Source organism: Pseudomonas palleroniana, assembly GCF_022836895.1.
GTDB lineage: Bacteria > Pseudomonadota > Gammaproteobacteria > Pseudomonadales > Pseudomonadaceae > Aquipseudomonas > Aquipseudomonas palleroniana.
Window position 1 is genome coordinate 347,660 of record NZ_CP092411.1, and the last position, 13,120, is coordinate 360,779.

Consider the following 13,120-nt stretch of genomic DNA (forward strand, 5'->3'; position numbering starts at 1 on the left):
TTCAGCGCTTCGCGGTTTGCAGCGGGTACACCGATTCCCAACCACCGCCCAAGGCTTTGTACAAGCCAACCATCGCCAGCGACACGCCGGTGGAGCTTTCCACCCATTGCTCCTGCGTCGCCAACAAAGCGCTTTGCACGGTGAGCACGTTGACGAAATCCACCACGCCTTCAACGTACTGCTGCTGTGCCGTGGTCAGTGCGATCTGGTTCTGGCGCACGGCTTCGGCAAGGCTGTCGCGCCGCAGTTGGCTGGCGTTGTAGCGAGTCAACTGGTCGTCGATTTCGTGCCAGGCCCGCAGCACGGTTTGCTGATACGCCAGCGCCGCTTCCTGCTGCTGGGCTTCGCGCAAATTCAACATGCCTTGCAGGCGCCCGCCATTGAACAGCGGCAAGCTCAACTGCGGACCGAAGGCAAACGCGCGAGAGCCCCAGGAGCCGAAATCGGCGAGTTGCATGGCCTGCGAACCGAGACTGCCGGACAGGGTGATACGCGGATAGAAGTCGCCCTTGGCCACACCGATGTTGGCGGTGGCTGCATGCAAACGGGCCTCGGCCTGACGAATATCGGGGCGACGCTCCGCGAGTTCCGACGGCAGGCCTATAGCGACCTGCCGCTGGGTTTGTGGCACAGCGGCGTCCTTTGACAATTGCGCATGCAGCGCCTGTGGCGGCTCGCCCATCAGCAGGCTCAGGGCGTTGATCAGCTGGTCCTGGCGTTGCTGCAACTCCGGCAGGCGCGCTTCGATGGCCGCTACCTGGGCAGCGGCTTCGGCGACATCCAGATCCGTGGCCACACCATCGGCCAGGCGCAATTGCGAGAGCTTGAGGCTGTGGCGAGCGACGTCGAGGTTTTGCTCGGTGACGGCGCGGGTGTTCTGTACGCCACGCAGTTGGATGTAGTCCTGAGCGGTCTCGGCAAGCACCGAAAGCAGCACAGCGCGGCGGTCGTCTTCAGCGACTTGCAGCGTAGCGTCGGCAGCTTCGGTTTCGCGTTTGACCCGGCCCCAGAAGTCCAGCTCCCAAGCGGCGGAGAAGCCCGCATCCCACTGGTTGAACGCTGCGCGACCGTTCTCGCCGGACGGGTCACTCAAGCCTTTGCCGCTGTTGCGTTTGCGCTGATAGCCGCCCGCTGCAACGAGGTTGGGATAACGCTCAGCGGTGGTCACCTGGCGCACGGCGCGGCTTTGTTGCAGACGGCTGCTGGCCAGTTTCAGGTCAAGATTGTCGGTGAGCGCACGCCGGGTCAGCGCCGACAGTTGTGCGTCGTGGAATACGTCCCACCAGCGCTCCTGCAACGGGTCGGTCACTGCACGGCTGGCGGCCTGACGCCCCTGGGGTTGGCTCCATTGCGTGACGTGTGGACCTTGGGGCCGTTGGAAATCCGGGCCAACGGTACACGCGCTCAGGCTGATAAGGCTCAAGGTAAGCCAGGCCATCTGTCTCATTGCTGGGCCACCTCACGCGGCTGCGCGACTGCGTGCGTGTCGACGCTGGCTTCCACCGACATACCGACGCGCAGGCGCTCGGTCAGCGGCTGGTTGGGTTCGAGGACAATCTTTACCGGAATCCGCTGTACCACCTTGGTGAAATTACCCGTGGCGTTATCCGGTTTGATCGAGGCAAAGGTCACTCCGGTGGCGGGCGCAAGGCTTTCCAGATGCCCCTTGAGCAACTCGCCGTCGAGGCTGTCGACGCTGACCTGCACCGCCTGGCCAGCCTGCATATGCGACAGTTGCGTCTCCTGGAAATTGGCCACTACATAGGCCTCGGCCAACGGCACCACCGCCAGGATCTTGCTGCCCGGCGTCACATAAGCGCCCACCCGTACCGCACGCTCGCCGACCATGCCATCCACCGGCGCAACGATGCGGGTGTAGGACAGCTGGTAACTGGCCATTTCCAGCGCGGCCTGGGCACGCTTGAGTCCACCTTCGGCGGCATCACGCTGAGCGGTGAGAATCTCCACCTGCTTGCGCTCGGCCGCCAACACCGCCGTGGCTTTGGCCAGACGCGCGGTGGCTTGATCGATGCGGGTCTTGGCTTGCTGGGCGTTCTGCACCGTGCCTGCGCCGACACCAGCAAGGTGGTTGTAGCGATTCAACTCGTGTTCGGCGAAGGCCATTTCGGCGCGATCAGCCGCCACCGTAGCCTGGGCCTGGGCGATCACCGAGCTTTGGCGCTCCAGGGTCGCGTTGGCATTTTTCAATTGGGCCTGGGCCACCAAGGTATCCGCATCAGCCGCTTGGGCGGCGGCGCGAAAATCGCGGTCGTCGATCAGCGCCAACAGTTGGCCGGCTTTGACGCGCTGGTTGTCTTCCACCAGCACTTCCTTGATGAAGCCCGCCACGCGCGGCGCAACCAAAGTGAAGTCGGCGGCGACGAAAGCGTCGTTGGTGGTCTGGCGCTTGTTGGCCAGAAGCTGCGGCACGGCCAGGTAAACCAGCACACCCACGGCGAACACCGCAATAACGGAGACGGCTATTTTGTCTTTGCGTTTCATGAGAAGTCCTTTGGGCTAGGTCGGTGCGCGAGGCGGAAAGATCCGCGTGGGCATCCAGAAAATCAGCAGGATCAACGCCACCGCGACCGCGGCCATGACGTAGTAGAGATCTGAAGACGTGAGCACCACGGCCTGTTCGTGCAGGCGCCGGGCCAGGCCCGGTGAGTCGCCGTCGGCCAGGGGCGAGTTGCCCAGGCGGTCCACCAACAGGGTCGAGTGAAAATGCAGGCGCTGTGTGGTCAAGGTATCCAGCACGGCGGTGGCGACCACGGCGGCGAGCCCCTTGATGGTGTTGAACCAGGCCGAAGCGTACGGCCCGTCCATCGGCTGGATGCTGCCGGTGGAAAGCATCAATAGCGGCAGCACCGCCATCGGCTGACCGAAGATTTGCAACAGGTACCAGCCATAGAAATCGTCACGAACCCAGGCCGAGGTCAGGTGCGAACTGCCGACGCAACACAGCACCAACAGGCTCAAACCGATCCCCAGCACCCACCGGCAATCGACCCCGCGCAGGTTGCACAGCGCCGCCACCAACGGCAGCGCGATCAACTGCGGCAGTGCCATCAGCAGCATCACCGGCGCGGTTTGCAGTGGGCGATAACCCTGGACCTGGGCGAGAAAACTCGACGGGATAATGATCACCGACGTCAGCACCACCAGCACGCCAGCCAACACGATCAGGGCAAACGCCAAGTTGCGCAGGCCGAGCATCTGCAACTTGAAAAACGGTACCGGGTGCGACCATTCATTGAGCATGAACAGCACCAGCAACAGACTGCCGCCACTCAACAGGAAGGTGATCAGGCCCGACTCGAACCAGTCCAGGCGATTGCCCTGCAACAGGCCGATCACCAGCATGCAGATCGCCGGGAACCCCAGCAGCAAGCCGCGCCAGTTGAACTGTTTGAAGCGCTCCAGACGTAGCGGATCTTGCGGCAAGCCGTAGGCCACCGCGGCCATGGCCAACAGGCACGGTGCGACTATCTGCCAGAACGCCCATTGCCAGCCGACGTATTCGGTCCACAACGCCGCCAGTGGCGTACCCAGGCTCGGGCCGAAGGTAGCGGTAAGCGCATACCCGGCCAAGCCGTACAGCTTGACGTTGGCCGGCAGGAAGCGCAGCGCCACGGTCATCAACATCGGCGGCAGCGCGCCACCCGCCAGGCCTTGAACCGTGCGCAGCACCAGCAGGCTTTCGTAGTTCGGCGCGAACGGGCACAGGATGCCAAGCACCGTAAACAAACCGATCGCACACAGCGTGAAGCGGCGCAGGGAAAACGTCACCGAGCACCAAGGCGCAAAGGCCATCGCCGCCACAGAGGTCGCGGTGTAGGCGGCGACCAGCCAGGTGCCTTCGTCAAAGCCGAGGTACAGCGCACCCCGGATGTCGGCGAGGGCAACCTTGGTGACCATCTCGTTGAGACCAGATACGAGTACCGCCAGCAGCACGCCGACCAGGCCGATGATGATGCGCGGGCCGAACGCCGGTGGCGTAAGCGCGGTCGGTTTGGCTGCGGCCTGGAGAGCGGGGGCAGCGAGGGAAGTCATGAACAGGCAGCTCGGCATTAGAAATACCGGAGCAGTCTAATCAGGCAAATCCATGACAAAAAGTTACTTGTTGGAAGGTTATAAGTGCGTCAGACGCAATCCATGTGAGAGGGGGCTTGCTCCCGATGGACTGCGTAGCAGTCCCATTTTGAGGCCGCTGCGCGGCCTATCGGGAGCAAGCCCCCTCCCACAGGAGCCCCCTGCCACTGTTTTATCCCTCCCGCCTCAGGAATCAGGTCGGCTGGGCCTCCAGCCACGTGGCATGGCAACTCGCGCGCATGGTCTCGCGCAGCCATTTGTGGGCCGGGTCTTTGTCGAAGCGAGGGTGCCAGGATTGAGCCAAGACCAAGGTCGGCAGGGAGATCGGCAGCGGGAAAGCCCGCAACGGCAGGTTCAAGCGATTGGCGCTGTAGAGCGCTTCCTTCGGCACCGGCAGGATCAGGTCAGAATCGGGCAACATGAACATGGCCCCATGAAAACCTGGGGCGATCATCGATACGCGGCGTTCCAGGCCCTGCGCATTCAGCGCCGTATCAATCGGGCCACGGGAGATGCCGCGCCGCGAAATACTGATGTGGGAATAGCTGGCAAAGCGCGCAGCGGTGATCTCTTCGTCAAACAGCGGGTGACCTTCCCGCGCCAGGCCGATGAAGGTGGTGGAGAACAGGTTCTGCACTTTCACCTCAGGACTGGCGGGCATGGTGTTGCTCACGCGCAGATCCAGCCGCCCCTCGCGTAGCGCTTCGTCGTCGGTGTCGCCCTCGGGCACAAAGCACAGCTCGCACAACGGCGCCATGCGTTCCATGGTGTCGAACAGCCGACCGCCATACACGCCGATAAAGAAGTCATTGGCACGCACGCTGAAACGGCGGCGCAAGGTGCTCAAATCCACTTGATCCGCCGAGCGGAATAGCAGCGCCGCCTGCTCCACCACGTTGCGCACCTGGCCTTGCAGCTCAATAGCCTTGGGCGTCGGCACCAGGCCACGTCCGGCGCGCACCAGAATCGGGTCGCCCACGGCCTCGCGAATACGTGTCAGGGTACGGCTCATGGCCGCGGGGCTGAGGTTCATCCTGCGAGCGGCACCCACTACGCTGCCCTCGTCGAGCAAGGCGTCGAGGGCGACCAGCAGGTTCATATCCGGTAGTTGCATGCCAAGCACTCGTGATCAGTGGGGAGTGAATGGGGTGCAATCCTAGCAGGGTCAGGAGCGCTGCATGCCCCAACGCTTCACCGTAAGCCGCTCGAAGGTGTTGAACACCAGGTTTTCCACCAACAGGCCGATCAAGATCACCACGGCCAACCCTGCAAACACCTTGTCGGTGTACAGCTCATTGCGGTTCTGGAAGATGTACCACCCCAACCCGCCCTTTCCGCTGGTGGCGCCGAACACCAGCTCGGCGGCGATCAGGGTGCGCCAGGCAAATGCCCAGCCAATCTTCAGGCCGGCCAGGATCGAAGGCAGCGCCGCCGGGATCAGGATGAACAGCACGAAGCGCATGCCCTTGAGCCCATAGTTGCGTCCAGCCATGCGCAGGGTTTCGGAAACACCGAGAAAACCGGAGTAGGTGTTCAGCGCCAAGGCCCACAACACCGAATGCACCAGCACGAAAATCAAGCTGTTCTGCCCCAGGCCGAACCACAGCAGCGCCAACGGCAACAACGCAATCGCCGGCAGCGGGTTGAACATCGAGGTCAGCGTGCTCAGCAGGTCGCGACCCAGCTGGGTCGACACCGCCAGCGTGGTCAGGGCAAACGCCAGTACGATGCCGATCAGGTATCCCTTGATCAACACCGCCAGCGAGATGCTGACCTTAGTCAGCAGTTCGCCGCTGAGCAGGCCATCGAACAGCGCCTGAGTCGTTTGCAGAACGCTGGGCAGTAACAGGTCGTTGTTTTGATAACGCGCGACAGCTTCCCAGAGGATCGCCAGCACGACCAGGATCAAGCCTTTGCGCAGCCAGCCTTGTTGCCACAGGCGTTGACGCAACGGCAGCTCGCGCTCCACGGGAACGCTGAGCAGCGGTTCGAGGTTGATTTCAAATTCCTGACGCATGGGCAGCCCCTTTCAGTAAGCGATGCGGATATCGGCGAAACCCAACTCGCGCTCGGCTTCAGGCGCTTCGTCGAACAGCAGGCGATGGATGCGCTGCGCCGATGCCTGGAATTCCACACCGCCAAGGCTGTGCAGGTCGTATTGATGGCTGTGGACTTCAGCACGCACCCGCCCGGGGTGGGGCGACAGCAACAGAATGCGATTGCCCACCACCAAGGCTTCTTCGATGGAGTGCGTTACGAACAGCAGGGTGAAGCGCACTTCTTCCCACAGCCGCAGCAGCTCTTCCTGCATCTTGCGGCGGGTCAGGGCATCGAGGGCGGCAAAGGGTTCGTCCATCAGCAGGATTTTCGGCTGCATGGCCAAGGCGCGAGCAATGGCCACGCGGGCTTTCATACCACCGGACAGGGTGTGCGGATAAGCCTCGGCGAACGCACTGAGGCCGACTTTGTCGAGGTAGTGCAGCGCCCGTTCTTCGGCGTCGCGACGCTTCAGGGTTTTAGACGCCAGCAAGGGGAACATCACGTTCTGCTTGACGGTTTTCCAGGGCGGCAGTTGGTCGAACTCCTGGAACACCACGATACGGTCCGGGCCTGGTTGTTCGACTTTTTGCCCCAGCAGGCGGATCTCGCCTTCACAAGGTTTGATAAACCCGGCGATGGACTTGAGCAACGTGGATTTGCCGCAGCCCGATGGGCCGAGCAACACGTAGCGGTCGGCCGGATCAATCTCGAAACTGACTTGGTGAGTGGCACGCACCACACGCTCGGGCGTGCGGTATTCGAGGCTGACGTTGTCCACCGCCAACAACGGTTGAGCCGTATTCAGAGTGCTGGCCGCGTGGCCTTGCAGGGGCGCGTTCATTTCATCTCTCTTGCCGGGAATGGGATTCAGAACGGCGCATCGCCCTGGATAGTGGTGCGAAACAGCTTGCGCCGCAGGTGGCTCGGGCAGCCGGCGGCGAGGTGAATCAACGAGCGGTTGTCCCAGAACACCATGTCGTGGGGCTGCCACTGGTGACGGTAGATGTTTTGCGGCAGCACGCTGTGGGCGTACAACTGGGCCAGCAGATCGCGGCTTTCGTCTTCCGGCAGGTCGACAATGCGCGTGGTGAAGCCTTCGCTGACAAATAACGCCTTGCGCCCGGTTTCCGGGTGGGTGCGCACAATGGGGTGCACTACTTCGGCGACCTGAGCGAGTTGCTCGGGGGTCAGGGTCGGGCGCCAGTTGCCCTCGAATTTGGTCTCGCTGTAACGCGCCGTGTATGAGTGAGCGGCGCTGCGGCCCTCCACCGCTTTGCGCAAATGTTCAGGCAGTTGGTCCCAGGCTTTGTGCATGTCGGCAAACAGCGTGTCGCCGCCTTCGGACGGCAACTCCTGGGCGTGCAGCATCGAACCCAGGCTAGGCAGTTCCTTGTACGACAGATCCGAATGCCAGAACTTACCCGCATCGCCCAGGCCGATGGACTGGCCGTTTTCGATGATGTTGGAGACGATCAGGATTTCCGGGTGATTGGCCAGCAGGAACTGTTTGAGCACATGGATCTGCAGCACACCGAAACGGCGGCTGAAGGCGATCTGTTGTTCGGGGGTGATGCGTTGGTCACGGAACACGACGACATGGTGGTCTAGGTGTGCGCGGTGGATGCGGGCGAAGTCCTGGTCGTTGACCGGGCGCGACAAGTCCAGGCCGATGATCTCGGCGCCGACGCTGCCAGGGAGTGGGCGGATCTCGAAGAGCTGGGCGGTTGAGGTCGCTGTTGGAACAGTAGAGGTGGCGGACATGTGGGCACTCCCGGTCGGACTGGGGAGTGACTTTATAGATATAAGAACTGGCGATTAAATACCATTAAAGAATATCTATATGCATTAGGTGCGGGGTTGTGTGGGGAGGCTAATGGCCCTATCGGGAGCAAGCCCCCTCCCACACTTGACCGAGTTCCAGCATAGGAATGCGGTTGAGTGTGGGAGGGGGCTTGCTCCCGATGAGGCTCCTTCAGGCGCTACAAGTCAACGCTCGTGCAACGCCTCGGCCCGCGCCTTGATGATCGGCTTGAGCAGGTAGCTCAGGATGCTCTTCTTGCCGGTGATGATGTCCACCGACGCGACCATGCCCGGGATGATCAGCAACGGCTTCTCATCGGTTCCCAAGTGGCTGCGGTCGGTGCGCAGGGTGATCATGTAGTAGGTGGTTTTCTTGTCTTCATCGGTGATGGTGTCGGCACCGATTCGCTCAAGCTTGGCTTTCAGGCCACCGTAGATGGTGTAGTCATAGGCGGTGAATTTGACGATCGCTTCCTGCCCCGGGTGCAGGAAGGCGATGTCTTGCGGGCGGATCTTGGCTTCCACCAGCAGCGTGTCGTTCAGCGGCACGATCTCTACCATGTCGCTGCCCGGCTGGATCACGCCGCCGACGGTGTTGACCAGCAATTGCTTGACGATCCCGCGCACGGGCGAGGTGACCAGGGTGCGGCTGACCCGGTCTTCCAGGGCGCGGCCGGTGGACTCGGCCTTGTTCAGTTCGGTGCGGGCTTCGTTGAGTTGGGTCAGCGCTTCGCTGCGGAACTTGCCACGGGTTTCGTCGATCTTGCGTTGTACTTCCTTGATCGCCGACTCGGCCCGGGGGATCGCCAGGGTAGTGGCGTCCAACTGGCCGCGGGTTTCCATCTCGGCACGCTTGAGGCGCAGCACTTCCACCGGCGACACCGCACCCTGGGCCACCAGCGGTTCGGACATGTTGATTTCCTGGCGTTGCAGGGACAACTGGCTGCGGTACTGGCTTTGTTTGGAGGTGAATTCACGCAGTTCCTGCTGGCGTTGCACCAGTTGTTCCTGCAAGCCGCCGACTTCGTCCTTCAACTGCTGGCGGCGGCTGTCATACAACGAGCGCTCACTGGCAGCCTGGTTGGGCGCGGCCTTGAGCACATCGTCGGGGATGTTCAGCGGGCGGTCATCCACCTGGGCACTCAGGCGCTCGACGCGCAGTTGCATGGCCAGGCGCAGGGCTTCGGTTTCACCGGCATTGGAAACAAAACGCGTGTCATCGAGGCGAATCAACGGCGCGCCGGCTTCCACCACCTGGCCTTCCTTGACGTACAACTCGGAGACGATACCGCCTTCCAGGTTCTGGATTTTCTGCAACTTGGACGAGGGGATTGCCTTGCCGTCGCCACGGGTGACTTCGTCGATGCTGGAGAAGCCTGCCCACGTCACCAGAAAGATGAAGAACGCGATGATCGCCCAGATGGTCAGGCGGATAACCCGCGGCGCATCTTCGACCAGTGCTTTGTTGACTTCGGGCAGGGGCTGACCCTGCAGCGAATCGGAACCTTTGAAATAGCGGCCAACCGCGCTTTTGATGGAGTTAAGCAACACTGATCTGCCCCTTTTTCAACGCTTCCATGACCACGGCTTTCGGGCCGTCTGCGAGGATCTGCCCACGGTCGACCACCAGCAGGCGGTCCACCAGCGAGAGCAGTGAGGCACGGTGAGTGACCAGCACGATGGTCTTGTTTTGCACCACGGCTTGCAGGCGCTGTTTCAGGCGCTCTTCACCGGTGTTGTCCATGGCGCTGGTGGGTTCGTCCAGCAGCAGGATGGGCGGATTGAGCAACAGTGCACGGGCCAGGGCAACGTTCTGGCGCTGGCCGCCGGAAAGGTTTTGCCCGCGCTCGCCGACTTGCAGCTCATAACCCTGCGGATGCAGGCGGGCGAACTCATGCACGCCGGCCAGTTCGGCGGCCTGCAGGACCATTTCGTCTTCGACATAGCGTGCACCGCACACCAGGTTGTCGCGCAGCGTACCGGCGAGCAGTTGGATGTCCTGGGCCACGTAGCCGATGTTGTGGCGCAGTTCGCTGACGTCGATCTGGCGCACATCCACGCCATCCACCAGCAAGGCACCGGAGTCCGGCTGATAAAGGCCGACGATCAGTTTGGCCAGGGAGCTTTTGCCCGAGCCGCTGCGGCCGATGATGCCGATTTTCTCGCCGGGCTTGATCACCAGGTTGATGTTTTTCAGCGCGGCGTTCTGTTGATTCGGGTAAGTGAAATTAAGTCCCCGGCATTCGATGGCGCCTTGCAGGGTGCGGCGGCTCATGGGGCGCTCTTCGAAATTGCGCTCCTGGGGCAGCTCCATCATCTGGTCGGTGGACATCATGGTGACCTTGGCTTGCTGGTAACGGGTCAGCAGGCCCGACAGCGAAGCCAACGGGCTCAAGGCGCGGCCGCTGAGCATGTAGCAGGCGATCAGGCCACCCATGCTCAGGTTACCTTCGATGATCTGGTACACACCGAACACGATCATGATCACGCCGGCCAGTTGCTGGATCAGCAGGGTCATGTTCATCGACAGGCCCGACAGCAACTTCACCCGCAGTTCAAGGCGGCTCAAGGTGCCGATGGTCTGTTCCCAACCGTACTGGCGCTCGCTCTCGGCGTTATTGACCTTGACTGCGTCCAGCCCGGCGAGGGTTTCGATCAGGCTCGACTGACGCTCGGCGGCCAGGGCCATAGTGCGCTCCATGGTCGCAACGAGTGGTTTCTGCAGGGCATAGCCGATGCCCAGGGCAATCGGGAACGCCAGCACCGGAATCCACACCAGGTGCCCGCCGAGAATCGCGATGACCAGAAAAATCAGCAGGGTGAAGGGCAGGTCGATCAGGCTGGTGAGGGTCAGCGAAGCGAGGAAATCGCGCAGGCTCTGAAACTCGTGGATGTTCTGCGCGAAGCTGCCGACCCGTGCCGGGCGGTACTTCATGGACATGCCGACAATGCGCTCGAACAGCGTGGCCGAGATAATCAGGTCGGTCTTTTTGCCGGCCAGGTCCAGGCACAGGCTGCGCAGGCTTTTGAGGATCAGGTCGAACAGATAGGCACCGCAGATGCCCACTGCCAGCACCCAAAGAGTGGCCGTGGCCTGGTTCGGCACCACACGGTCGTACACGTTCATCACGAACAGCGGCGCGGCCATCGCGATGATGTTGATCAGGAAGCTGGCGGCAATGGCGTCGGTGTAGAGCCAGCGCGAACGCATCAGCGTGTCACGGAACCACGAACGCGCCCGAGGAATCAGGGTGCCGTGGTTGACGTCGAATTTGTGCTGCGGTTGGGCGAAGAAAACCTTGCCGGCATAGTCGCCGGCCAGTAACTCGCGCTTGATGATGACTTCACCGCCGTCGCTTTCGCTGAGCAGGATGCGGGCTTCGTCTTCGCCTTGCCAGCCCACCAGCACGGCACTGCGCCCCTCTTTGAGCAGCAGCAACGCCGGCAGGGCAATCGTTGGGATCTGTTCCAGCTTGCGTTGCAGCAACCGCCCCTGCAGGCCCGCCCGCGCGGCTGCACGGGGCAGCAACTCGGCACTCAACCGCTGCGAAGGCAGCGGCAGGCCGGTGGTGAGCATGGCCGCGCTGGCCGGTTTCTGGTGCAGGGCGCAGAGCGCAAGCAACCCGTCGAGTAACGGGTCGTCGTGCAGCGTGCGTGGATCATGGTTGAGATGAACTCGACTGACTTCGGATTCCACGCGGTGCACTCTCGACTAACAGATGGGGCTATGGGGACGGCTCAATTCATCCCAGGCAGTTGGACGTTAGGCTTCACGTCGGTCTGCACGACGGAGGCCATCGGTGGGACCACTCCCTGGCTCTTGAGCAATTCGCCCATGGTCGCCTTGATTCGATACTGAGTAAATAACTGAATGTTCTTGATCTCTTCCAGACGACGGGAAGCGGTGAATAATTCGTTCTCACTGTCGAGCAAATCGAGCAGGGTTCGTTGGCCGAGGCTAAACTGCTGCTGATAAGAGGTACGCACCCGGGTGCTGTGGTCAACGTACTGCTGGGCCACGGGCAGCTGCGCGTTGGCGTTGTTCAGGGCGTTCCAGGCCAGGCCCAGTTCTTCGTTGAGCTGGCGCAGGGCGTTGTTGCGGATATCCAGGGCCTGGTTGGCCTGGTACGACTTGGATTGCAGGTCAGCCTTGTTGCTGCCGCCGGCAAACAGGTTGAAGCGCATGCGCACCATGGCTTCCCAACCGTTGTTGTGGCTGGCGTCACCCGAGACGTTGTTGTCGGCGTTGGTGCCAAGTTCGGCGTCAAAGCGCGGGTAGAAGGTGGACTTGGCGGCTTCGTACTGCTTCTCGGCGGCGGAGATATCCGACTCGGCCGAACGCAGCACCGGGCTGTTGTCGAGCATCTGGCGGCGTGCCTCATTCAGGTCTGCCGGCAGCATGGCCATGAACGGTGCCGGACGCTCCAGTTGGTCGGGCATCTGGCCAACGGCACTGAGGTAGTTGACCTCGGAGTCGGCCAGGTTGGTCTGCTCGGTGATCAGGTTGTTGCGGGCCTGGGCCAGACGCGCTTCGGCCTGGTCCTGGTCGGCGCCGTTGCCGACGCCGCGCTGGGTACGCAGTTTGATCTGATCGTAGATGCGTTCGTGGTTGCGCAGGTTTTCTTCGGCCAGGCGCACGAACTCACGACGGGTCAGTACATCCAGGTACACCTGGGCAACGGTCAGGCCGGTGCGCTCGGAGGTACCGAGCAAGGAGTAGGCGCGGGAGTTGACGTTGGCTTGCTGGCGACCGACTTCGCTGGAAGTGGCGAAGCCGTCAAAGATCATCTGTTGCAGGCGCAGGCTGGACTCGCCGCGGTTGAGGGTGTCCCAGTGGTTGCCGTTGGGGCCATTGGCGGCGCGAGTAGTGGAGTTATCGGTGCCTTCGCGGCCGTAACCGGCGTTCAGGTCGACCCGAGGCAGATATCCACCTTGGGCTGCACGCAGCTGGTAATCAGCGGCGATACGGCTGTTCACACCGGCTTGAATTTCCGGGTGCACGTCCAAGGCCTGCTGCATGGCTTGGGGCAGTGTCTGGGCTTGTACGAAACTGGCGGCGAGAACGAACGGTATTGCCTTGAACAGGTGCAGACGCATTAAAAAATTCCCCAGGACTTCTTGTCTCAAATCACAGCGATTCAGGCCGCTGCGTCGGATAATGGCTACCGTAATGACCGTACGTCGGAAA

At 62.0% G+C, this 13,120-nt stretch carries 10 protein-coding genes; all 10 read right to left on the minus strand.

Annotated elements, in window-relative coordinates:
* Position 1: 1 nt before the first annotated feature.
* Positions 2-1,447 carry an efflux transporter outer membrane subunit gene (locus MJP36_RS01495; RefSeq protein ID WP_104995136.1) on the minus strand — a complete coding sequence of 482 codons (1,446 nt, stop codon included), beginning with the start codon at positions 1,445-1,447 and terminating at the stop codon, positions 2-4.
* Positions 1,444-2,502 carry an HlyD family secretion protein gene (locus MJP36_RS01500; protein WP_161547545.1) on the minus strand — a complete coding sequence of 353 codons (1,059 nt, stop codon included), beginning with the start codon at positions 2,500-2,502 and terminating at the stop codon, positions 1,444-1,446. The genes MJP36_RS01495 and MJP36_RS01500 overlap by 4 nt, the downstream gene beginning before the upstream one ends.
* Before the next feature lie 15 nt (positions 2,503-2,517).
* Positions 2,518-4,053: an MFS transporter gene (locus MJP36_RS01505; protein WP_244384720.1), complete on the minus strand. Its 1,536-nt coding sequence runs from the start codon at positions 4,051-4,053 to the stop codon at positions 2,518-2,520.
* Between the two features lie 232 nt (positions 4,054-4,285).
* A complete protein-coding gene (locus MJP36_RS01510) occupies positions 4,286-5,206 on the minus strand; it encodes a LysR family transcriptional regulator (protein WP_060755475.1) in 921 nt (306 codons plus the stop codon).
* 51 nt (positions 5,207-5,257) lie between these two features.
* Entirely contained in the window at positions 5,258-6,109 is an 852-nt protein-coding gene (locus MJP36_RS01515; RefSeq protein WP_104995134.1) for an ABC transporter permease, read from the minus strand.
* 12 nt (positions 6,110-6,121) lie between these two features.
* Entirely contained in the window at positions 6,122-6,973 is an 852-nt protein-coding gene (locus MJP36_RS01520; protein WP_104995133.1) for an ABC transporter ATP-binding protein, read from the minus strand.
* A 26-nt stretch (positions 6,974-6,999) separates the two neighbouring features.
* Positions 7,000-7,893 carry a TauD/TfdA dioxygenase family protein gene (locus tag MJP36_RS01525; RefSeq protein WP_060755472.1) on the minus strand — a complete coding sequence of 298 codons (894 nt, stop codon included), beginning with the start codon at positions 7,891-7,893 and terminating at the stop codon, positions 7,000-7,002.
* A gap of 225 nt (positions 7,894-8,118) precedes the next feature.
* Positions 8,119-9,483: an HlyD family type I secretion periplasmic adaptor subunit gene (locus MJP36_RS01530; protein ID WP_060755471.1), complete on the minus strand. Its 1,365-nt coding sequence runs from the start codon at positions 9,481-9,483 to the stop codon at positions 8,119-8,121.
* The gene (locus MJP36_RS01535; protein WP_244384722.1) at positions 9,473-11,629 is read right to left on the minus strand and encodes a type I secretion system permease/ATPase; all 2,157 of its coding nucleotides are present in this window, start codon (positions 11,627-11,629) and stop codon (positions 9,473-9,475) included. Before MJP36_RS01535 ends, MJP36_RS01530 begins: the two co-directional genes overlap by 11 nt.
* Before the next feature lie 41 nt (positions 11,630-11,670).
* Positions 11,671-13,029, minus strand: a complete 1,359-nt coding sequence (locus tag MJP36_RS01540; RefSeq protein WP_060755470.1) for a TolC family outer membrane protein — start codon at positions 13,027-13,029, stop codon at positions 11,671-11,673.
* Positions 13,030-13,120 lie beyond the last annotated feature (91 nt).